The 19543-nt window shown below is 60.9% G+C and carries 23 protein-coding genes; 11 read left to right on the top strand and 12 right to left on the bottom strand.

Annotation, left to right across the window (positions count from 1 at the left end):
* Positions 1 to 79 precede the first annotated feature (79 nt).
* Complete coding sequence (locus CEC48_RS00660) at positions 80 to 565, top strand: acyl-CoA thioesterase (RefSeq protein WP_088421988.1); 486 nt, start codon at positions 80 to 82, stop codon at positions 563 to 565.
* A 133-nt stretch (positions 566 to 698) separates the two neighbouring features.
* Here CEC48_RS00660 and CEC48_RS00655 read toward each other — a convergent pair whose 3' ends face one another.
* The gene (locus tag CEC48_RS00655) at positions 699 to 1745 is read right to left on the bottom strand and encodes a hypothetical protein (RefSeq protein ID WP_088421987.1); all 1047 of its coding nucleotides are present in this window, start codon (positions 1743 to 1745) and stop codon (positions 699 to 701) included.
* An 81-nt stretch (positions 1746 to 1826) separates the two neighbouring features.
* Positions 1827 to 2699, bottom strand: a complete 873-nt coding sequence (gene pdxY, locus CEC48_RS00650; RefSeq protein ID WP_063033787.1) for a pyridoxal kinase PdxY — start codon at positions 2697 to 2699, stop codon at positions 1827 to 1829.
* A gap of 117 nt (positions 2700 to 2816) precedes the next feature.
* On the opposite strand from pdxY, the gene CEC48_RS00645 reads away from it, so the two are divergent.
* Complete coding sequence (locus CEC48_RS00645) at positions 2817 to 3215, top strand: DUF3301 domain-containing protein (RefSeq protein ID WP_017476780.1); 399 nt, start codon at positions 2817 to 2819, stop codon at positions 3213 to 3215.
* On the opposite strand, the gene CEC48_RS00640 is transcribed toward CEC48_RS00645, so the two are convergent.
* Genes CEC48_RS00640 through dksA form a run of 4 tightly spaced genes read right to left on the bottom strand, consistent with a single transcriptional unit; the run spans position 3209 to position 6498 of the window.
* Positions 3209 to 4171 (bottom strand): GTP-binding protein, encoded by a 963-nt coding sequence (locus CEC48_RS00640; protein WP_088421986.1) that lies wholly within the window; start codon positions 4169 to 4171, stop codon positions 3209 to 3211. The genes CEC48_RS00645 and CEC48_RS00640 overlap by 7 nt on opposite strands.
* A 45-nt stretch (positions 4172 to 4216) precedes the next feature.
* Positions 4217 to 4861 (bottom strand): DUF1826 domain-containing protein, encoded by a 645-nt coding sequence (locus tag CEC48_RS00635; RefSeq protein WP_088421985.1) that lies wholly within the window; start codon positions 4859 to 4861, stop codon positions 4217 to 4219.
* Positions 4861 to 6066, bottom strand: a complete 1206-nt coding sequence (zigA, locus tag CEC48_RS00630; protein ID WP_088421984.1) for a zinc metallochaperone GTPase ZigA — start codon at positions 6064 to 6066, stop codon at positions 4861 to 4863. Before zigA ends, CEC48_RS00635 begins: the two co-directional genes overlap by 1 nt.
* A gap of 27 nt (positions 6067 to 6093) precedes the next feature.
* Positions 6094 to 6498, bottom strand: coding sequence for an RNA polymerase-binding protein DksA (dksA, locus tag CEC48_RS00625; protein ID WP_088421983.1), 405 nt, complete (start codon positions 6496 to 6498; stop codon positions 6094 to 6096).
* A gap of 127 nt (positions 6499 to 6625) precedes the next feature.
* Between dksA and CEC48_RS00620 the strand changes: the two genes are divergently transcribed.
* Positions 6626 to 6994 carry a glutamine synthetase gene (locus tag CEC48_RS00620; RefSeq protein WP_088421982.1) on the top strand — a complete coding sequence of 123 codons (369 nt, stop codon included), beginning with the start codon at positions 6626 to 6628 and terminating at the stop codon, positions 6992 to 6994.
* On the opposite strand, the gene CEC48_RS00615 is transcribed toward CEC48_RS00620, so the two are convergent.
* Entirely contained in the window at positions 6991 to 8214 is a 1224-nt protein-coding gene (locus tag CEC48_RS00615) for an N-acetylmuramoyl-L-alanine amidase (RefSeq protein ID WP_088421981.1), read from the bottom strand. The genes CEC48_RS00620 and CEC48_RS00615 overlap by 4 nt on opposite strands.
* A 128-nt stretch (positions 8215 to 8342) precedes the next feature.
* Between CEC48_RS00615 and folE2 the strand changes: the two genes are divergently transcribed.
* Genes folE2 through CEC48_RS00580 form a run of 7 tightly spaced genes read left to right on the top strand, consistent with a single transcriptional unit; the run spans position 8343 to position 13985 of the window.
* Positions 8343 to 9239 carry a GTP cyclohydrolase FolE2 gene (folE2, locus tag CEC48_RS00610; RefSeq protein ID WP_088421980.1) on the top strand — a complete coding sequence of 299 codons (897 nt, stop codon included), beginning with the start codon at positions 8343 to 8345 and terminating at the stop codon, positions 9237 to 9239.
* Positions 9236 to 9904, top strand: coding sequence for a metal ABC transporter ATP-binding protein (locus CEC48_RS00605; protein ID WP_088421979.1), 669 nt, complete (start codon positions 9236 to 9238; stop codon positions 9902 to 9904). Before folE2 ends, CEC48_RS00605 begins: the two co-directional genes overlap by 4 nt.
* On the top strand, positions 9904 to 10770 hold the full coding sequence (locus CEC48_RS00600; protein WP_088421978.1) for a metal ABC transporter permease: 867 nt from the start codon (positions 9904 to 9906) through the stop codon (positions 10768 to 10770). Before CEC48_RS00605 ends, CEC48_RS00600 begins: the two co-directional genes overlap by 1 nt.
* Positions 10771 to 10781: 11 nt before the next feature.
* Positions 10782 to 11666: a metal ABC transporter substrate-binding protein gene (locus CEC48_RS00595; protein ID WP_088421977.1), complete on the top strand. Its 885-nt coding sequence runs from the start codon at positions 10782 to 10784 to the stop codon at positions 11664 to 11666.
* Positions 11663 to 12088 (top strand): phosphoribosyl-AMP cyclohydrolase, encoded by a 426-nt coding sequence (hisI, locus tag CEC48_RS00590; RefSeq protein ID WP_088421976.1) that lies wholly within the window; start codon positions 11663 to 11665, stop codon positions 12086 to 12088. Before CEC48_RS00595 ends, hisI begins: the two co-directional genes overlap by 4 nt.
* Positions 12085 to 12645, top strand: coding sequence for a DapH/DapD/GlmU-related protein (locus tag CEC48_RS00585; RefSeq protein ID WP_017476792.1), 561 nt, complete (start codon positions 12085 to 12087; stop codon positions 12643 to 12645). Before hisI ends, CEC48_RS00585 begins: the two co-directional genes overlap by 4 nt.
* Before the next feature lie 2 nt (positions 12646 to 12647).
* Positions 12648 to 13985, top strand: a complete 1338-nt coding sequence (locus tag CEC48_RS00580) for a dihydroorotase (RefSeq protein WP_088421975.1) — start codon at positions 12648 to 12650, stop codon at positions 13983 to 13985.
* Here CEC48_RS00580 and CEC48_RS00575 read toward each other — a convergent pair.
* Positions 13982 to 14503 carry a DUF3617 domain-containing protein gene (locus CEC48_RS00575; protein ID WP_088421974.1) on the bottom strand — a complete coding sequence of 174 codons (522 nt, stop codon included), beginning with the start codon at positions 14501 to 14503 and terminating at the stop codon, positions 13982 to 13984. The two genes, CEC48_RS00580 and CEC48_RS00575, sit on opposite strands and share 4 nt — an antisense overlap.
* Before the next feature lie 130 nt (positions 14504 to 14633).
* Between CEC48_RS00575 and cls the strand changes: the two genes are divergently transcribed.
* A complete protein-coding gene (cls, locus tag CEC48_RS00570; protein ID WP_088421973.1) occupies positions 14634 to 16073 on the top strand; it encodes a cardiolipin synthase in 1440 nt (479 codons plus the stop codon).
* Between the two features lie 145 nt (positions 16074 to 16218).
* Here cls and cfaB read toward each other — a convergent pair whose 3' ends face one another.
* The 4 genes from cfaB to CEC48_RS00550 form a co-directional block, all read right to left on the bottom strand.
* The gene (gene cfaB / locus CEC48_RS00565) at positions 16219 to 17403 is read right to left on the bottom strand and encodes a C17 cyclopropane fatty acid synthase CfaB (RefSeq protein ID WP_088421972.1); all 1185 of its coding nucleotides are present in this window, start codon (positions 17401 to 17403) and stop codon (positions 16219 to 16221) included.
* Between the two features lie 87 nt (positions 17404 to 17490).
* Complete coding sequence (locus CEC48_RS00560; RefSeq protein WP_088421971.1) at positions 17491 to 18276, bottom strand: DNA-binding domain-containing protein; 786 nt, start codon at positions 18274 to 18276, stop codon at positions 17491 to 17493.
* Positions 18267 to 19112 carry a DUF692 domain-containing protein gene (locus tag CEC48_RS00555; RefSeq protein WP_088421970.1) on the bottom strand — a complete coding sequence of 282 codons (846 nt, stop codon included), beginning with the start codon at positions 19110 to 19112 and terminating at the stop codon, positions 18267 to 18269. The genes CEC48_RS00560 and CEC48_RS00555 overlap by 10 nt, the downstream gene beginning before the upstream one ends.
* 66 nt (positions 19113 to 19178) lie before the next feature.
* The gene (locus tag CEC48_RS00550; protein WP_088421969.1) at positions 19179 to 19430 is read right to left on the bottom strand and encodes a hypothetical protein; all 252 of its coding nucleotides are present in this window, start codon (positions 19428 to 19430) and stop codon (positions 19179 to 19181) included.
* Between the last annotated feature and the right edge of the window lie 113 nt (positions 19431 to 19543).

The raw sequence follows: 19543 nt of genomic DNA, 5'->3' as shown, positions 1-19543 counted from the left end.
GTTATGAATGGCTCTGCAAAGATTCCAGCACCCGCAGAGGTGCCTCCCCACCCAATGCCTACAAACCCGTGAGTGTGCTATGGAACCCGGAAACACCCAGCTGTCGATGACAGTATTGATGACCCCAGACATGGCCAACTTCTCAGGCAATGTGCACGGCGGCACGCTGCTCAAGTACCTCGACGAAGTGGCCTACGCTTGCGCCAGCCGTTATGCCGGCCGCTATGTGGTGACGTTGTCGGTGGACCAGGTGATTTTTCGCGAGCCGATCCATGTCGGCGAGCTGGTGACCTTTTTGGCCTCGGTCAACTACACCGGCAACACGTCGATGGAAGTAGGGATCAAGGTGGTCACCGAGAACATCCGCGAGCGCTCAGTGCGCCATACCAATAGCTGCTTCTTCACCATGGTCGCGGTGGATGACCAGCGCAAACCGGCCGCAGTGCCGCCGCTGCAACCGCAGAACAGCGAAGACAAGCGCCGGTTTGTGCAGGCCCAGCAGCGCCGGCAGATTCGCCAGGAGCTGGAGAAGCGCTATCAGGAAATCAAGGCCGACGGCCCATAAATCCTGGGCTGTAAACCCAATCAAAAATGTGGGAGCGGGCTTGCTCGCGAAGGCGGTGTATCAGAAACACATTGAGTGACTGACACTGCGCCTTCGCGAGCAAGCCCGCTCCCACATTGGTTCTACGGTGTTCTTAGTAGCGCGCGCACTTGTCAAAGTGCGCGCACACATCAAAGCGTTGGTCCAACTGGGCCATGCGCTCCATGTGGTGATTAACCACCTCCATCGTGACGCTCTTTCGGGCATTCCCGTAGTACTGCAACATCAGCTTGTCGTTCTCCGCTACGCGCACTTTGATCGCACTGTCCTTGGGCTGCATCCACTGCTCCAGAATGGCATCCTCAGTTCCCCGCAGGCGCAGGCGGTACACGTCGGTGTACAACCCCAAGGCCCGGGTAATCCGACCGGCAGATTCTTTATTCGACAGCTCATAGTTCTGCCGATACTGGTTCCAGTAATCCGGCGGCAAGTTATACGAGCCCATTAACGCCTTGCGCTTGGCGATCAACTCATCAAGTTCTTGAGGCGAGGTCTGCATTCGGTCAACTTTGTTCTCTGACACGATGGCCGTGATCAACTGCGCGCGCTCTTCAATTATCCGATCAATCAACACCGTTCGCTGCGGAGTATCCGGTAACAGCTTGCCGAATATCGGGCCTTTGCCCTGGCAAGACGGCATGCCTGTCTCGAACAGCGGTTGCGGGATCCGCACGTCCTTGCCGTCCAATCGTGAAAGACGCTGAAGCAGCGTACTGCAACGGCCCCCCTGCAAGTCGAAGATCACTTCGTACTCTTCACCCGCCTTGGGCGTGAGGTTGAACGATTTGCCACAAACATAGGAGCCGCCGTTGGTGTTGATCATCAACATGGTGTCCTTGCCGGGCGCCAGCTTGATCTCCAGCAACCCACGGGCCTTGGCCGGCGGCGGCACAAGCATGTCGGCCCGGCGCTTGGTGTCCGCCATGAGGAAGTTGTTGAGCATGCCGGTGGTCTGGCCGGTGCAGTGTTGCGCGTCGTAGATATCGAGCGTGGTGTTGGAGGTGTTGGAGATGAACCGCAACTTCGCCGCATCGGGCTCGGTTGCGTCAGGGTAGGTACCGTGGACGCTGCAACCGCTGAGCAGCGAAACCAGGGCCAGGGCAGCCAATGCCCGTGGCGGATGAAGCAGGGATAGCGACATGATCTTCCTTGATGAACGCAGAGGGCAAAAAGACGGCCGATGGTACCGGACCCCCTTTGCCTCTCTCAATCAGGAATATTCCTACAGCCCGATTGGCGTCGCCTCAAAGCGAACCCGTGGATGCGCGATACGGTCCTGGGCGCGCACCAGCTCCAGCTCGTAACTGGCGCACGCCTGGGTCTCCAGCAGCACTTCGTGCACCGCTGCGGCGGTGAACTCAAAGGCTGCCACCAGGCTGTCGCCCAACAGCACCCGCGCCAGGAACAGACCAGACGTCAGGTCACCCACGCCCACTGGCTGACGCGGGAAAGCCAGCAATGGCCGGCGCAGGTGCCAGCTGCCTTCGGCCGTAACCAGCAGCATCTCGAAACCGTCCGGCAGTTTGCCGGGGTAATCCAGGTGCTTGACCAACACCGCTTTCGGCCCGCGGGCCAACAAAGCACGGGCCATGCCCAGGCAATCGAACAGCGACTGCGGCTTGCGCCCGGCAAAGCTGTCCAGCTCCAGCTGGTTGGGGCACAGGAAGTCAGCCATGGCTGCCGCTTCGTCCAGCAGGAAGTCGCTGACCTCCTGGGGCACGATGCAGCCTTTTTCCGGATGGCCCATCACCGGGTCGCACAGGTACAGGGCCTTGGGGTTGATCGCCTTGATCCGCGCCACGCCGGTAAGGATCGCCCGGCCCTGGGCCGCGCTGCCCAGGTAGCCCGACAGCACCGCGTCACAGTTGCCCAGCTCGCCAATCGCCGCGATGCCTTCCACCAACGCAGGAATTTGCTGCGGCGCCAACACTTCTCCCGCCCACTGACCATACTGAGTGTGGTTGGAGAACTGCACGGTATTGAGCGGCCACACATTCACCCCGACCCGTTGCATGGGGAACACGGCGGCGCTGTTTCCGGCGTGGCCAAAGACAACATGAGACTGGATCGCAAGCAGATGGGGCGTACGTTTCATGCAGGGGATTTCCGTAAAGCCGTTGAAATTCTGGCTGCGCAGTATGCGACTAAACGCGGCCTGTACGACAGACCGGAGACGCAGTTAAGCTGGCCGTACTTTGTTGGAGTTCATCGAATGCTGACCCTCGGAAATATCTTCGTGCTGATGCTGCTGGCGACCGGTGCCGCCTGGCTTTGGCACAACCACGGCCTGCGCGAGCGGGCGCTGGAACGGGTCAAGCAGCATTGCGCCAAGCTCGACATCGAGCTGCTCGATGGCGCCGTGGCGTTGAAGCGCATCGGTTTTGTGAAGGATGCCAGCGGTCGGCGGCGGTTGGCGCGGATCTACAACTTCGAATTCACCGTGACCGGCGAAACGCGGCACCCGGGGACCATCACCCAGTTCGGCGCTCACAGCGCGCAAATCGAACTGGCGCCCTACCCGTTCGAAATCAAGACCCCACTGCCCAGCGCCGAAATCATCGAGCTAAGCCAGTGGCGCCAGGAGCATGGCAGCAGCAAAACCCGTCACTGACGGCAATCGGCTAACGCACGCTGCAATTGCGCCACATCCTGCGCTTCACTGAAGATCAATTCGATACGCGAGTCCCGGCGCCATTCGCTGGGCTGCCAGGCTAAGACTGCGTTATCCACAGCGTTGGCCGACACCCAGCCGTCCAGGCTGTGGATAACCAGTTTCGCCCGCCGCCAGTCCAACGATTCCAGCCATTGTTGCAGGCGCTGCCCGTCGAATTGCTGGCTCGGATGCCAGCGCCAGCCAATGCTCCATCCACCCTCCTGGCCTTGACTGAGGCAGATAGGCGAAGTCGGATCCGTCCATATGGCCGGCATTTGCCCCACGCCCTTGGGCACCTCGAAGTTATCCACAGCCGCTGCGGCTTGAACGTTCAAACCCGGTAACTGCGCCAAGGGCAGTTGCACCTGCTGCGTCCAATAGATCGGCCGGTCGGGCAATTGCCCCTGAATCGCCAGGCGCTGCGCCTCACTCAGGGTTTCATTCTTGTTTAATACCAGCAGCCCGGCGCTGGGCAACGCTTCGCGCTGGGCCACAGGCAACGGCTTGCCCGCCGCCAACGCCTGGGCGTCCAGCACCAGCACGCACGGCTGCACCGCCAGCACCTGCTGCCAGGGCGCTTCCCGCAGTTGCTTGAGCAATTGCGCCGGATGCCCAAGCCCGGACGGCTCGATAAACAGCCGGTCGGGCTTGGCCTTACGCAACAAACGGCCGAGCCCTACCTGGAACGGCGCCCCATTGACGCAACACAGGCAGCCACCCGCCACTTCACCGAGGGCGATACCGTCGTCATCACGGGTCAGCAATGCTGCATCCAGGCCAATCTGCCCGAATTCATTAATCAACACCGCCCAACGCTCGTTGGCCGGACGCTGGGCCAGCAGGTGCTTGATCAGGCTGGTCTTGCCGGCGCCCAGGGGCCCGGCAATCACGTGGGTGGGAATGTTCTGCAGCATGGTGGACATCATTCAGACCGTGTAGAGAGGTTTGATCCTACCCGGTTACGCCAACCAATCCAGCGTCAGAATCAACCGTCGCTGATCGGCTTGCAGCTGCGGCGAACGGTGGATCAGGCCAAAACCTTCGTTGCCGTGCCATTTTTCGCCCTTGAGCAAGGCCACTTCGCCACAGTGGATTTGCTCAATGCGTTCTTCCGGCTCCGCGCTTGCCTGGCTCAGGTGCCCCCGCTCCATCACGCCTTCGCGCAGCCACTGGCTGCCGATGCCGGCGTAGGTGGTGATCAGCCGCACCGGCACATGGTCCACGTGAAAACGCGGACACATGGCCTTGTCCAATAGCCTCAAACGCACGCCGATACGCTTGGCGCCCAGCAAACAGGCAAAGGCGCTGACCAGCCACGACACGTCGGCGATAAAGCCTTCGTAGCCTTCAAGATCGCGGCAACCTGAGGCGAAGTCCTGCAAGTTGGGCTCGGCGTCTTCGCTGTTCAGCTCAACCACCAGCGACTCCGCCAACGGCTCATTGAGTGCCACCAGCAACGCCCCAAACTCGGCGATATGCAGCGGCAACTGGCGCTGCCACACCGCAAGGTTTACGCCGTCTTCAAGGATATCGGTGAGCACGGCCGGGGTTTCGTCCTGGACCTGGCGAATCACCGGGCGCAGTTTCAGTGTCGGTGCCAGCATCAGGCAGCCTCTTCAAACCAAGGGCCAAAGGGATCAGCCAACAACCGCCAACCTTCGACGCCTGTGGCCATTTCATCATCAGTCAGCAAGCAGGTGTCCAGCTCGGCGGTCATCTGCGCGAAATCGATGTTCTGCCCGATAAACACCAGCTCCTGGCGGCAATCGCCGGTGCTCGGCTGCCAATTGTTCATAATTGCCGCAACGCCTTCCTCGTCCTGTGGCCATTGGGTTTTCGGTACGAAACGCCACCAGCGCCCGGCAAAGCCATGGCGCATCAGGCCGCCGGCTTGCGACCAACTGCCGGCGTCCTGATGTTTACTGGCCAGCCAGAAAAAACCCTTGGAGCGCAGCAGTTTTCCATTCACCCAAGGCCGGTCGATAAAGTCGAAAAACCGCTGTGGATGGAACGGGCGGCGGGCGCGATAAGCCGTTGAAGCGATGCCATATTCCTCGGTTTCCGGCACATGCTCACCACGCAATTCCTGCAACCAACCGGGTGCCTGGGAAGCGCGCTCGAAGTCGAAACGGCCAGTGTTGAGGATCTTTGCCAGCGGCACTTCGCCCATGACCATCGGGATGATTTCCGCCTGGGAGTTCAGGCGTTCCAGGATCGCCATCAATTCCTGACGCTCGCTGCTGCTGATCAGGTCGATCTTGCTGATGAGGATCACGTCGGCGAATTCGATCTGCTCGATCAGCAGGTCGGTGATCGAGCGCTCGTCCTCTTCACCCAAGGTTTCGCCCCGTGAAGCCAGGCTTTCGGCAGCCTGGTAGTCGAGCAGGAAGTTCATGCCGTCGACCACGGTGACCATGGTGTCGAGCCGGGCGATGTCCGCCAGGCTCTGGCCTTCTTCATCGCGGAAGGTGAAGGTTTCGGCCACCGGCAGCGGTTCGGAAATGCCGGTGGACTCGATCAACAGGTAATCAAACCGACCTTCCTTGGCGAGCTTTCCGACTTCTTCCAGTAAGTCTTCGCGCAAGGTGCAGCAGATGCAGCCGTTGCTCATCTCCACCAGTTTTTCTTCGGAGCGATTGAGGGTGACGTCGCGCTGGACCTCACTGCCATCGATGTTGATTTCGCTCATGTCGTTGACGATCACCGCCACCCGCAGGTTTTCGCGGTTGCGCAGCACGTAGTTGAGCAGCGTGCTTTTACCGGCGCCGAGGAATCCGGACAGCACAGTAACGGGGAGACGGTTGGGCATCAGGTGTTCCTCATCAGGGTTGGCCGGTCAAATCGCCCGTTGATGGCGTTCGCGCAGCTCTTCACGTTCTTTGGCTTCGATACACAGGGTGGCCGTGGGGCGCAGCAACAGGCGCTTGAGGCCGATCGGCTCGCCAGTTTCACGGCACCAGCCGTATTCGCCGCGAGCCAGGTGTTCCAGGGCTTCGTCGATCTTGTCCAACAGCTTCTTTTCGCGCTCCAGCAGGCGCAGTTGCCATTGGCGCTGCTCTTCAGCGCTGCCCACATCAGCGGGATCGCTGTTGGGCTCCTGTTCGCGCAGCACCATGAATTCAGCGTCGATGCGCACTTGCAGGTCATTACGCTGGGCCAGCAACAGCTCGCGGAAGAACCCTTGCTGGGCTTCATTCATGTAATCGGCGGACGGTTGGGCGAGAAGGTCTTGTTCGGTCATCGGAGGCGGTTCACGGGTCAGGCTGTCTTTTAATGTTATAGTATAACAGTACAAATAAGCCAATCCCCCTTGCTCAGAGCGACGAAGGGCGCAATGCTTGCAGCCGAATAACGCCCCGAGAGCCTCCATGAAATACCTGTTGTGCGGTGTGTTGCTGATAGTGGCGAGCCAGGCCAGCGCCCAAGTGCCAAGCCTGCTGGCCAACTGCACGCGCAGCGCCAACTTGCTGGCGTGCGTCGACGCGCAGGGCAACGCCTACAGTGTCGCGACGGCAGGCAGCACCACGTATTTGCGGGGTTTCGAGGTGATCGGCAAACGCTATTGGGCACAAACCAACAGCCGCTACGGGCAGCTGACGTTCTTTACCGGGTTGGCGTCCGATGGTGAGGCGTGGGTCGGCTACACGCGGCGAGTGGGCTGGACCACCATCAACCGGTTTTCCAGTTCCGGTGGTGCCAGCGCCAAGTTCACCTGTAGCCGAATCACCGGCTGTTAGACCTGGCCGGTTTTCTGTTCCTGAACCCAGGCCATGTAGCTGTTCATCGGCGGGTTTTTCTGGAAGTAGCTTTTCAGCCCTTCAAATAAACCGTCTGCCACCGCCTGTTGATGACGCGCGGTGACCAGCCGCTGGGCGTCCTGGGTGTTGGAGATAAACCCGGTTTCCACCAGGATCGACGGCACGTCCGGCGACTTGAGTACCGCGAAGCCGGCCTGTTCCACGCGCTTTTGATGCAGCGTGGTGATGCTTTGCAGGCTGCCCAGCACTGAACTGCCCAGTTGCAGGCTGGAGGCGATGGTGGCGTTCATCGACATGTCGAGAATCACCCCGGCGAGCATCGGATCCTTGTCCTTGAGATTGAGCAAGGTGGTGGCGCCCAGCAGGTCGGCGCCGTTTTCCCGTTGCGCCATGAAGCGCGCAGTGGCGGACGTCGCCCCACCTTCAGACAACGCATAGACAGAGGCGCCGGACGCCGTAAGCCGTGGCGCCGCATCGGCGTGCACCGAGATAAACATGTCGGCCTTGTGCTGCCGGGCGATGTCCACGCGTTTACGCAGCGGCACAAAGAAGTCGTCGTTGCGCACCAACTTCACATCGAAGCCCTTCTCACGCTTCAAGCGCTTGGCCAGCAGTTGGGCGATGGACAACACCACGTCTTTTTCGCGCTGGCCCTTCGAGCCGATGGCGCCGGGGTCCTTGCCACCATGGCCTGGGTCGACCACCACGATGATGTCGCGTTTCGGATGCGCCCTGTCCACCGGTGCCGCCAAGGGTGCAGCCAACGCCGCCGGTGCCGCCGCGATTTGCTGCGGCGCATGAGTGGCGCTGGTCAGGTCCAGCACCAGGCGATGACCTTGGCCATCCTGCGGCGGCAATAGAAAGCTGTTGAGCTGCATCGGCGCCTTCAAATCCAGCACGATCCGCGTATCGCCCTGGCCAAAGTGCCCCGAGCGAATCGAGGTAATGCCGCTGTTGGTCAGGGCCAGTTGGCTGAAATCCCCGGTCAACTTCGCGCCGCTCAAATCGATGATCAACCGTTCCGGCGCGGTCAGGGTGAATGTCTTGTATTGCACCGGGCCGCTGAGATCCAACACCAGCCGCAGCTTGTTATCCGAACGCCACAGCCGTGCATTGCGGATCTGCGCGGCAGACACGCCAAAGGGCAGGGTGAACACCGCACTGGCCAGCAGCAGGTTGAGGAGTTGACGTCTGTGCATGACTTACACCGCAAATAAAGGAGCGTCCGTACTCGACATGACTGAATAAAAGACAGGGCAGAAAAACTTTCGCCGACTCAATTGTAATAATATAACATGTCTTTTTATTTCCAACGATGGACCTGCTCATGAACGCGCTGACTCTGCCCGATATCGCCGCGCAGGCTTCACGCCAAGCCTTGCCGCTCGATTGGGTGGGCATGTGCGGCATTGCCCTGCCCATTCTGATCGACGGCCAGCGCCTTAGCGCCACGGCTGATGCAGGCGTCAGCCTGGACGACGGCGAGGCGCGTGGCATTCATATGTCGCGGCTTTACCTGGCGCTAGAGATGCTTGAACAGCAGCCGCTTACGCCAGCACTGCTGCGCAGTGTATTGCAACGTTTTCTCGAGAGTCATGAAGGTTTATCCACAAATGCCTACCTGCGGATTCATGTGGATCTGCTGCTGAAACGCCCCGCGTTGGTCAGCCCGTTGGCCGGCTGGAAAAGCTATCCGGTGAGCATCGAAGCGCGTCTGGAAAACCAGATGTTCCACGTGGAACTAAAAATTGACGTTACTTACTCTTCAACCTGCCCTTGCTCGGCGGCACTCGCCAGGCAATTGATTCAGCAGCAATTTATCGAAGACTTCGGCAACACACCGCTGCAACACGAAGACGTGTTGACCTGGCTGGGCAGCGCCAACGGCATTGTCGCCACGCCCCACAGCCAACGCAGCAGCGCGCTGTTGCAGGTCCGCCTTCAAGGCGATCAGCCAACGTTACCGCTGACGCAACTGATCGACGAAACCGAAGCCGCCCTCGGCACCGCCGTACAAACCGCTGTAAAGCGCGCCGACGAACAAGCCTTCGCCCTGGCCAACGGGCAGAACCTGATGTTCTGCGAAGACGCCGCCCGCCGCCTTAACCTCGCCTTGAAACGCTCGGATGCGGTCATTGCCTTCCACTTGAAAGTGATCCACGCCGAAAGCCTGCACGCGCACGATGCCGTGGCTGAAAGCCGCTGGACGAGACCTTCCGAATGATCACCTGCACCGCTTTGCGCTGGGGCGCCCCCGGCCAACCCCTGACACCTGCTGTTGATTTCACCCTGGAAAAAGGCAGCCTCACCGGCATCATCGGCGCCAACGGCACCGGCAAGAGCAGCCTGCTCAAAGTCATCGCTGGCTTGCAGAAGCCACTGGCGGGGAAAGTGACCCTCGATGTCCCACGCCGTGGCGGCCTGTCGTTCCTGCCCCAGCAACAGAACCTCGACCGCCAGTTCCCTATCAGCCTCGAAGAGTTGGTGGCCGCCGGTTTCTGGGGTAGCAAGCAAACCCCACAACAACGCACCGAGCGTCTGAAAGCCGTGCTCGAAGACTGGTGCCTCAGTGGCCTGGAGCACCGGCCGTTGATGGCTTTGTCGGGCGGCGAACTGCAACGCGCCCTGCTCGCCCGCATGAGCCTGGCCGAATCGCCGATATTGCTCCTGGACGAACCACACGCTGCCCTCGACGAAGACGGCCAGGCACTGTGCTGGAAACACATCCACGCCTGGCACGACGCAGGCCGCACGGTGGTCGTGGTGTGCCATGACCTCGGCTCCGTACGCCAACACACCCAGCAAGTGGTGCAGATCAAAAGCAGTGGCTGCGTGTTCGGTTCAAGTAAAGAACTGATCCGCCCGCAGCCACACATGCAGGTGGCCTGATGCACTTCGCCGCCCACCTGTGGATGCCGTTTCTCGACTTTGTTTTTATGCGCCGCGCGCTTGTCGGCGGACTGGTATTGGCGTGCAGCACAGCGCCGTTGGGGGTATTCCTGATCCTGCGCCGCATGAGCCTGATCGGTGACGCGGTGTCCCACGGCATCCTGCCCGGCGCCGCCTTGGGCTTCTGGTTCGCCGGCCTGAGCCTGCCCGCGCTGACCATTGGTGGCCTGGGCGCCGGCCTGAGCATGGCCGGCCTCGCCGCCTGGATCACCCGCCGCACCGGGCTTAAGGAAGACGCCAGCCTTGCTGCCATCTACCCGATCTCCCTGGCCAGCGGCGTGCTGATCCTCGGCCTCGCCGGCAAGCGCCTCGACCTGCTGCACCTGCTGTTCGGCTCGGCCCTGGCGGTAGACGGCCCGACCCTTACCGGCATGCTCTGGGTCTCGGGCTTCAGCCTGATCGCCATGGCGGTGATCTACAAACCGCTGCTGCTGGACACCCTCGACCCGCTGTTCCTGCAAACCGTCAGCCGCCTCGGCCCGCTGGCCCACGGCCTGTTTTTGACGCTGGTGGTGCTGAACCTGGTGATCGGTTTCCAGGCCATCGGCGCCTTGATGGTGGTCGGCTTGATGATGCTGCCGGCGATTGCTTCACGTTTCTGGAGCCGGCGCCTGCCGGTGTTGATCGCCATATCCGCGGTGCTGGGATGCCTGTCGGTGTGGCTTGGTTTGTTGCTGTCGTTCTACTACTCGCTGCCCAGCGGCCCGGCGATTGTGCTGGTGGCTGGCGGCGGGTACCTGCTGTCTGTGGTCTTCGGTCCGGTGCACGGCTTGCTGCGCCGCCCGCCTTTGCTTACATCCCAATGAGGTGTTTCCCGATGCGCGCTCTACTCGTGCTGTTCAGTGTGTTGCTGCCGCTGTCGTTCGCGACGGCCCAGGCTGCCGACAAGCTTCAGGTGGTTACCAGCTTCAGTATTCTTGACGACATGACCCACCAGGTCGGTGGCGATCACATCCAGATCAGCAACATGGTCGGCCCCGACGCCGACGCCCACACCTACGAACCAACGCCAGACGATGCCAAAGCCCTGCTCAAGGCGAAGGTCATCATCAAGAACGGCCTGGGCTTCGAGCCGTGGCTGGATCGCCTGGTCACCAGCACCGAGACCAACGCCACTGTGGTCACCGCCAGTAAAGGCGTGCTCTCCCACACCATGGAAGAGGACGGCGAAACCATTCCCGACCCGCACGCGTGGCACAACCTGGCCAACACCGTTATCTACGTGAACAACATCACCAAGGCGCTGATCGCTGCCGACCCGGCCAATAAGGCCGACTACGAGCACAACAGCCAGGTGTACCTGAAAGAAATCTACCGCCTGCTGGCTGAAGCCAAGGCCAAGTTCGGCGCACTGCCGCCGGGCAACCGCCGCATCGTGACCTCCCATGACGCCTTCGGTTACCTGGGCCAGGCCTACGGTATCGAGTTCCTGTCGCCTCAAGGCCTGTCCACCGAACGTGAACCGTCTGCCGCCGAAGTCGCCACGCTGATCACCCAGATCCGCAAGGACAAAGTCAAGGCCGTGTTCATGGAAAACATCAAGGACTCGCGTCTGCTCCAGCAGATCGCTGACGAAAGCGGCGCGCAAATCGGCGGCACCCTGTACTCCGACGCCCTGGCAGCCGAAGGCCCGGCCAGCACCTTCACCGGTCTGTTCGAATACAACCTCAACACCCTGTGCGCGGCCCTGAGCAAGCCATGACCCTAAGGATGCTCGACCTGGAAGAGGCTGCCATCGGCAGCCGCTTTCCACTCGCTAGCGTGCTCGACGCCCTGCCGTGGAACAGCGATGGCTTGATTGCCGCCATCGCCCAGCAACACGGCAGCGGCGAGGTGTTGATGCTGGCCTGGATGAACCGCCGGGCCCTCGACGAAACCCTCGCCACCGGGCAGGTCTGTTACTGGTCCCGCTCGCGCCAGCAACTGTGGCGCAAGGGCGAAACCTCCGGCCACTGGCAGCAACTGGTGGAGGCACGCCTGGATTGTGACGGCGACGCCGTGTTGCTGATCGTCGACCAGCAAGGCTCGGCCTGCCACACGGGCCGGCCCACCTGCTTCTACAACGCCATCGATGGCAGTTACGTAAACATCATCACCGCGCCCCTCAAGGAGCCTGACGCATGATCCGCAAGAACCCTTCCGGCGATCTGCCCGTGATTGCCGAATCGGCCTACGTCGACAAAACCGCAATCATCTGCGGCAAGGTGATCATCGGCGAAAACGTATTTGTCGGCCCTTACGCAGTAATCCGCGCCGACGAAGTTGACGCCAATGGCGACATGGACCCGATCACCATCGGCGCCAATTCAAATATCCAGGACGGCGTGGTGATCCACTCAAAATCCGGCGCCGCCGTGACCATTGGCGAGTTCACCTCCATCGCCCACCGCTCCATCGTTCACGGCCCGTGCACCGTGGGTGACCGGGTGTTTATCGGCTTCAACAGCGTGCTGTTCAACTGCGTCGTCGGCGACGGCTGCGTGGTGCGCCACAACTCGGTGGTCGACGGCCGCGATTTGCCCGCCGCGTTCTATGTGCCCTCCACCACCCGCATCGGCCCCAACACCGACCTGTCCCAGTTCCCGCCGGTGAGTGTCAGCGCTTCGGAGTTTTCCGAAGACGTGGCGCGCACCAATGTCGACCTGGTGCTGGGTTACAAAGCCCTGCAAAACGAGTTCTGACCATGAGCCGCCTGCTGATCCGCAACGCCCGCCTGGTGAACGAAGGCCAGGAATTCGAGGCCGACCTGCTGGTCGCCAATGGCCGTATCGAGAAGATCGCCCGCAGCATCGACAACGCAAATGCTCCGGTGGAAATCGACGCCCAAGGCCAGTGGCTGCTGCCGGGGATGATCGACGACCAAGTGCACTTCCGTGAACCCGGGGCGCCGGACAAAGGCAGCTTCTACAGCGAATCCCGCGCGGCGGTGGCCGGTGGCATCACCAGTTTCATGGACATGCCCAACACCAGCCCGGCGACCCTGAACCTGGAAGCCCTGGCCGACAAGAAGCGCCGCGCCGCGCTGCATTCGGTGGCCAACTATGGCTTTCACTTTGGGGTGAGCAACGACAACCTCGACACCGTGGCCGCGCTGGACCCGCGTGAAGTCGCTGGCGTCAAAGTGTTCATGGGCGCCTCCACCGGCAATATGCTGGTGGATGATCCGAAGATTCTGGAACGCCTGTTCGCGCAAGTGCCGACCATTCTCCTGGCCCACTGCGAGCACACGCCCAGCATCCACGCCAACGAGCAACGACTGCGCGAGCGCTTCGGCGACCACATCCCTGCCGTGGCTCACCCGCTGATTCGCGACGCCGAGGCTTGCTATCGCTCATCGTCGTTAGCGGTGGAACTGGCCAAGCGGCACGGCACGCGCCTGCATGTGTTGCACATCACCAGCGCGCGGGAGTTGGTGCTGTTCGAAGACAAACCCCTGGCGGAAAAACGCATCACCGCTGAGGTCTGCCTGCATCACTTATTGTTCGATGACCGCGACTACGCGCACCTCGGCCACCAGATCAAATGCAACCCGTCGATCAAGACACGCGCCGACCGCAACGCCCTGCGCTTGGCATTGTTGAGTGATCGTTTGGATGTGATTGGCAGTGATCATGCGCCGCATACCTGGGCGCAAAAACAGCTGCCGTATCGAGAAGCGCCGTCAGGCTTGCCGCTGGTGCAACACGCCCTGCCGGCACTGCTGGAATTGGTGGCCGACGGCTTGCTGCCGCTGACCACGCTGGTGGCAAAAACCAGCCATCGCGTCGCGGACCTGTTTGCGATCCCCGACCGTGGCTACCTGCGCGAAGGCTATTGGGCCGACCTGGTACTGATCAAACCCGAACCCCACGGCAAGCCCGTCAGCAGCCAGCCGATCCTGGCCCGCTGCGGCTGGACGCCCTTCGCCGAGCGCAGCTTCCGGCACAGCGTCAGCACCACCCTGGTCTCCGGCCACCTGGCCTGGCACGACGGGCGCGTGCACGACAGTTGCCAGGGTTTGCCGTTGCATTTTCAGCGTTAAGCGCGGGGTTTGACCGTACCGCAATTGCTGCCCAGCCACTGCGCGTGGGTGTCCAGGCTGCCCTTCTGCTGAACGCCGGTGGCGTTGAAGGTGCCGTTAACCGTGGTGGTGAATTCCTGCTGGCTCTGGAACGTCGCCACGCCGGTGCCCTGGGCTTTCGGGCAGCTGAAACGGAATTTCCACTGGTTGCCGGTCTTGTCCGTCACTTCCTGTTTACAGCCCGATTGCGGGTCCGTCAGTGGGATGGAATCGGACGCCACCTGGGCTTGGGTCAGGCACACTTGCACGCCTTTACCGGCCATGGTGACGCCTTGCTTCTCGAGCATCGCGCGTTGTTCCGGGGTCATCTGTTGCTTGAGCTGACCGAGGATCAGCGACAAGTCCGGCAGGTCCTGGTTATCGACCTTCATGTTGCTGGTGGTCAGCTCCCACAAGCCCGGCGCCAACATCTGCGCTTGCGCCGCCACGGGCAGCGTTAAACCAACAACCATGGCCAAACCAAGCAGACGAGCATTCATCGGGTAACTCCTGGGCAATTGTCGGCTTTAGACGCCGCAAAAGCGCCAGTGTTGCACAGCAAATAAAATAGCGACATTCGTGGCCGAACATGGTCTGTTAAGCACTTGTTTGTCAGGAGTACCGTTGTCCATGGATTTCTTTGGCCCGCACCTGCTCGCCTATTTCATTGCCACCCTGCACTTTCTGGGCACCCTCGCCGCCATCCACGCGGTGCTGACCGTCAGGACCGCCCAAGGCTCGATTGCCTGGGCCTTGTCGCTGATGTTCATCCCTTACCTGACGCTGATTCCGTACCTGATCTTTGGTCGCAGCACCTTCGACGCCTACATTCAGGCGCGGCGCCAGGCCAACCAGGAAATGCACAAGGCGATCACCGAGCTGAACTGGCGCCCATGGGTCGAAGAAGCACTGGCCGCGCGCAACTCCCAGGCCTACGCCTCGCTGCGGGCCATGCCGAAGCTGGGGCGCATGCCGTGCCTGGCAAACAATCAGGTGCGCTTGTTGATCAATGGCGAGGCCACGTTCAGCGCGATTTTCGAGGCGATTCGTTCGGCGAAGACTGCGGTGCTGTTCCAGTTTTTTATCATCCATGACGACGAACTCGGCCGCCAACTGCACGCCCTGCTCAAGGAAAAAGCCGCCGAAGGCGTCTCGATTTTCGTCCTGTATGACCGTATCGGCAGCCATGCCCTGCCCCATCGCTATGTGCAGTCGCTGCGGGACGCCGGGGTGCAGGTCAAGGCATTCGCCACGCGCAGCGGCTGGCTCAACCGCTTCCAGGTCAACTTCCGCAACCACCGCAAGATCGTGGTGGTCGATGGCATTACCGGGTTTGTCGGCGGGCATAACGTCGGTGACGAATACATGGGCAAGAAGCCGCCCCTGGCGCCGTGGCGTGATACCCATGTGCAGGTCAGCGGCCCGGTGGTGGCGTGCTTGCAGGAGTCGTTTGCCGAGGACTGGTTCTGGGCCGCGCGGGAGCTGCCGCCGCTGCTGCTGCCGGATACCTACCCGGATGACGGCGTGCTCTGCCAATTACTCGCCAGTGGCCCGGCGGATCCTTATGAAACCTGCTCGCTGTTTTTCGTTGAAGCGATTCATGCGGCGACCGAGCGCGTGTGGATCACCAGCCCGTATTTCATTCCCGATGAGGCGGTGTTTGCTGCATTGAGGCTGGCGGTATTACGCGGGGTGGACGTTCGCCTTCTACTGCCGTCGCGGCCCGATCACCGCATCGTCTATGCCGCGTCCAGCCTGTATGCGATCGAAGCGGTACGCGCCGGGCTTCGAGTCTTCCGCTACAAGCCCGGGTTCCTGCATCAAAAAGTGGTGTTGGTGGACAGCGAAATCAGCGCCATCGGCAGTGCGAACCTGGATAACCGTTCATTCCGGCTGAATTTCGAAGTGATGTTGCTGACGGTGGATGACACCTTCGCCAGCCAGGTAGAGCAGATGCTGCTGGAGGACTTCGCCCAGGCCCATGAAATCAGCCAGGAAGAAAACCGCCAGACCCACCGCCTGCAACAACTGGGCATGCGGGTCGCGCGGCTTATTTCCCCAATCCTGTAAGGCTTGCACCGAACCACATGTGGGAGCGGGCTTGCTCGCGAAAGCGCAGTGTCAGTCACTGAATGTGTTTCTGATACAACGCCTTCGCGAGCAAGCCCGCTCCCACACAAGCCCGTTCCCACATTTAGATCACCGGTGCCATTGCTTACTGGTACAGATCGTCCCGCGTCCACGGCAGCTCGTGGCTACCATCGGCATGGGGTTTCACCGCCAGAATCTGATGCAGGTTGATCCAGCCCCGGGCAAACGCATACGCACAGCCGGCCAGGTACAGCCGCCAGATGCGCAAGGCCTGCGCAGGCACCATTTTGCCCGCCGCTTCCAGATTGTCTTCCAGGCGCTCGCTCCAGTGATCCAGTGTGCGCGCGTAATGCAGGCGCAGGCTTTCGACGTCGACCACTTCCAGGCCCACGTCACTGATCTCGGCGGTCATCATCGACAGGTGCGGCAACTCGCCGTTGGGAAACACATAACGCTCGATAAAGTCCCCGGCGCCACGCCCAACCGGCCGACCATCGATGTGCTTGGCGGTAATGCCATGGTTCATCACCAGGCCGCCCTCACGCACCGCGCCGTACAAAATCTTGCAGTACTGCGCCAGGTTGGCGTGGCCTACGTGTTCAAACATCCCCACGCTCACCACCTTGTCGAACCGCCCATCCTGAGGCAAGTCGCGGTAGTCGAGCAGCGTCAGCTCAACCTGGTCTTCCAGGCCTTCGGCTTTCACCCGCTCCTGGGCCAGCTCAAGCTGTTCCTTGCTCAGGGTGATGCCGAACACCTTGACCCCAAATTCCTGCGCGGCGTATCGCGCCAGCCCGCCCCAACCGCAGCCCACGTCGAGCAAATACTCCCCCGGCTGCAGCCGCAATTTGCGGCACAGGTGACGGAATTTATCTTGTTGGGCTTGATCGAGGGATTCGCTGCCGGTCTCGAAGTACCCGCAGGAGTAGGCCATGTCGCGGTCCAGCCAGAGCTGGTAGAACTCGTTCGACAGGTCGTAATGGTAGGAAATAGCGGCGGCGTCGGTGGCCTTGTCGTGGATCGAGCGCACCGGACGACTGTCCTCGCCGTCATCAACCAAGGCATGACTCAACTCGTCAACGACCCTGATCACTTCGGAAATGGAGCCTTCCAGCTCCAGCTTGCCCTCGACGAAGGCTTCGCCCAATGAATCGAGCGTCGGATGGCTTAGCGTGGAAACCATCATGGGGTCCTTGACCACAATGGTGACGCTGGGATCCGGGCCCAGGTTAAATTCATGGCCGTCCCAGAGTCGAAGACGCAGCGGTAGCTTGAGATTCTGTAAGGCCGGTGGAAGTTGCGCGAGCATGAGTAGTCCCCCCTTGTTTCAGACGTCTGAAATGAGGGTAGACCATTCATAGAAAAATTAGGAGGCTATCGATTCAATAGCCCTTTTCTATGGTGCCCGCCGCTGGAGCAAACCGTCCTGGATCCACTGTTTCAGCCAGGTAACCGCTTGCAATGGCGCGCCCTCCTGGTAAGTGACTGCCAACTCGGCACACAGTTCGGAAAAATTCCAGCCGCTGGTGACCATGCCTGTCAGGGCGCTGCTTTCAGCCGGTTCCAGGCTGCGGTATTGGCAAATATTCTGATGGCGCCAGACCAGGCACACCTGCGCCAACGGCAAGGCATCGCTGCCGGGAAAGTCCCACTCACCTTTGCTCGCGCGCCAGATGCCCAGGCTGTTGAAATCACACAGCACCTGCTGCACCGAGGGCGCCAACTGCACTTGCAGCCCGGGCCAGTCTTCGGGCGGCAGCGTTGCCATGTGTTGCAGGGTTAAAGGCTCGCCCTGCGGCGCATCAAAGGCCAGGGTGAATGCCCACTCCAACCGTGCCAGCTCGGCCAGCGCCAACCCTTGTTCGGCATAATGCTCAACGATAAACCCGGGGAAACGCTCGCCAAACCAGCGCAGGCTGTAATGGGCCGAGGGATAACGGCGGATATAGGCCGAACCCAGCTGCGCAAACTCATCATCCCCCAGCCAATACCAAACCGCGCTGAAGTCATCGCGCAGTACTTCCTGTAACCGTGCGTGATAGGCGTTGTGGTAAATCGCCAGGCCCGTCTCGACATCCAGAGTCGGGCCGCCGATCAAGGTGGCGCTGAAGGGGTTGTCGGCAGCGGATGTCTCGGCCAGCAAATGCTGCTCAAACGCCAATTGCCAATCGATCAGGCGCATAACGCTCTCCTGTCCAATGCGCTCGCGCCCAGTTCGCGGGCCTTGCTCAGCTCGTCGAGCAACTCCTGGAACGGCGGAAAATGGTCATCGCGCTCCAGCAAGGTCGAGACCGGGCCAAGGTGCTCCAGGGTCTGCTGATACAGCGCCCACACCGGATCGCAGACCGGATGGTCATGGGTGTCGATCACGTAGTCGCCGTAATCCATGTGCCCGGCCAGGTGCAGTTGGCGGATGCTTTCGGGTGGCAGGTTGCGGATGAATTCCCAGGCGTCGAACCCGTGATTGCGGGAGCTGACGTATACATTGTTCACGTCCAGCAACAGTTGGCAGCCGGTGAGATGGGTCAGGGCGTTGAGAAACTCCCACTCGGTAAACTCGTCCGCCTTAGAGCGCACATAACTGGAGACATTTTCCAGCACGAAAGGACGCTGCAACACATCCTGCACCTGCCGCACGCGACCGGCGACGTGGTACAGGCTTTCTTCGGTGTAAGGCAGCGGCAGCAGGTCATGCAACTGGTGCGCGTTGCCGCGGCTCCAGCACAAGTGATCGGAAATCCACGCCGGCTGGATGCGCTCGGAGAGCTGCTTGAGTTGTTTCAGGTAATCGATATCGAGGGCATGCGGCCCGCCGATTGAAAGGGACACACCATGCATCACCAGGGGATAACGCTCGGCTATCGCATCCAGGTAGTACAAGGCCTTGCCGCCCTGGACCAGATAATTCTCGGAGATCACTTCGAACCAATCCACGGCCGGCGATTGTTCAAGGATCTGCTGGTAGTACTCGCTGCGTAAACCCAGGCCGTAACCCAGACACGGAAGGGAGGCGGACATAAAAACACTCCTGGGGAAAGTGTCCGCAGCGGCGGGGGGCCCGCTGCGGTTGCACTCGGTTGTCGGTTACTCGCCGACGGTGCCGCCTTTCTGGTCGCACATCGCCTTGCTCATCGACAGAAAGCCGTGGCCCTTGCAAACACCCTGGCCTTTGCACGCGTTTTCTTTGGTCTTGCAGTCGTTCTGGCCTTTGCAGGCGTTGACGCCATAGCAATGAACCGAGGCGTCAGCTGCTTGTACCTGGGTAGCGACACCGGCAAACATGCCAGCAGCAGCGATAGCAAGGGCGGCACCAGAAACTGCGTTTTTGAAGTTCATTTTGTATTCCTCGTGATCGGTAGTGGAGTCGGTCTGAACGGATTGTTCAGTCTCGACATAGCACTAGAGTGAGGTCCCCCAATGGCGTTACAGCGAGGCTGAAAAAAATTTGA

It is taken from the genome of Pseudomonas sp. K2I15, assembly GCF_002204795.1.
Lineage (GTDB): Bacteria > Pseudomonadota > Gammaproteobacteria > Pseudomonadales > Pseudomonadaceae > Aquipseudomonas.
Note: the sequence above shows the minus strand (reverse complement) of the source record. Positions and strands in the feature narration are given on the sequence as shown.

Excerpts from the sequence above, each read along its gene's own strand:
- CEC48_RS00660 (WP_088421988.1), top strand. The coding sequence starts at position 80 with ATGGAACCCGGAAACACCCAGCTGTCGATGACAGTATTGATGACCCCA.
- CEC48_RS00655 (WP_088421987.1), bottom strand. The coding sequence starts at position 1,745 with ATGTCGCTATCCCTGCTTCATCCGCCACGGGCATTGGCTGCCCTGGCC.
- pdxY (WP_063033787.1), bottom strand. The coding sequence starts at position 2,699 with ATGAAACGTACGCCCCATCTGCTTGCGATCCAGTCTCATGTTGTCTTT.
- CEC48_RS00645 (WP_017476780.1), top strand. The coding sequence starts at position 2,817 with ATGCTGACCCTCGGAAATATCTTCGTGCTGATGCTGCTGGCGACCGGT.
- CEC48_RS00640 (WP_088421986.1), bottom strand. The coding sequence starts at position 4,171 with ATGCTGCAGAACATTCCCACCCACGTGATTGCCGGGCCCCTGGGCGCC.
- CEC48_RS00635 (WP_088421985.1), bottom strand. The coding sequence starts at position 4,861 with ATGCTGGCACCGACACTGAAACTGCGCCCGGTGATTCGCCAGGTCCAG.
- zigA (WP_088421984.1), bottom strand. The coding sequence starts at position 6,066 with ATGCCCAACCGTCTCCCCGTTACTGTGCTGTCCGGATTCCTCGGCGCC.
- dksA (WP_088421983.1), bottom strand. The coding sequence starts at position 6,498 with ATGACCGAACAAGACCTTCTCGCCCAACCGTCCGCCGATTACATGAAT.
- CEC48_RS00620 (WP_088421982.1), top strand. The coding sequence starts at position 6,626 with ATGAAATACCTGTTGTGCGGTGTGTTGCTGATAGTGGCGAGCCAGGCC.
- CEC48_RS00615 (WP_088421981.1), bottom strand. The coding sequence starts at position 8,214 with ATGCACAGACGTCAACTCCTCAACCTGCTGCTGGCCAGTGCGGTGTTC.
- folE2 (WP_088421980.1), top strand. The coding sequence starts at position 8,343 with ATGAACGCGCTGACTCTGCCCGATATCGCCGCGCAGGCTTCACGCCAA.
- CEC48_RS00605 (WP_088421979.1), top strand. The coding sequence starts at position 9,236 with ATGATCACCTGCACCGCTTTGCGCTGGGGCGCCCCCGGCCAACCCCTG.
- CEC48_RS00600 (WP_088421978.1), top strand. The coding sequence starts at position 9,904 with ATGCACTTCGCCGCCCACCTGTGGATGCCGTTTCTCGACTTTGTTTTT.
- CEC48_RS00595 (WP_088421977.1), top strand. The coding sequence starts at position 10,782 with ATGCGCGCTCTACTCGTGCTGTTCAGTGTGTTGCTGCCGCTGTCGTTC.
- hisI (WP_088421976.1), top strand. The coding sequence starts at position 11,663 with ATGACCCTAAGGATGCTCGACCTGGAAGAGGCTGCCATCGGCAGCCGC.
- CEC48_RS00585 (WP_017476792.1), top strand. The coding sequence starts at position 12,085 with ATGATCCGCAAGAACCCTTCCGGCGATCTGCCCGTGATTGCCGAATCG.
- CEC48_RS00580 (WP_088421975.1), top strand. The coding sequence starts at position 12,648 with ATGAGCCGCCTGCTGATCCGCAACGCCCGCCTGGTGAACGAAGGCCAG.
- CEC48_RS00575 (WP_088421974.1), bottom strand. The coding sequence starts at position 14,503 with ATGAATGCTCGTCTGCTTGGTTTGGCCATGGTTGTTGGTTTAACGCTG.
- cls (WP_088421973.1), top strand. The coding sequence starts at position 14,634 with ATGGATTTCTTTGGCCCGCACCTGCTCGCCTATTTCATTGCCACCCTG.
- cfaB (WP_088421972.1), bottom strand. The coding sequence starts at position 17,403 with ATGCTCGCGCAACTTCCACCGGCCTTACAGAATCTCAAGCTACCGCTG.
- CEC48_RS00560 (WP_088421971.1), bottom strand. The coding sequence starts at position 18,276 with ATGCGCCTGATCGATTGGCAATTGGCGTTTGAGCAGCATTTGCTGGCC.
- CEC48_RS00555 (WP_088421970.1), bottom strand. The coding sequence starts at position 19,112 with ATGTCCGCCTCCCTTCCGTGTCTGGGTTACGGCCTGGGTTTACGCAGC.
- CEC48_RS00550 (WP_088421969.1), bottom strand. The coding sequence starts at position 19,430 with ATGAACTTCAAAAACGCAGTTTCTGGTGCCGCCCTTGCTATCGCTGCT.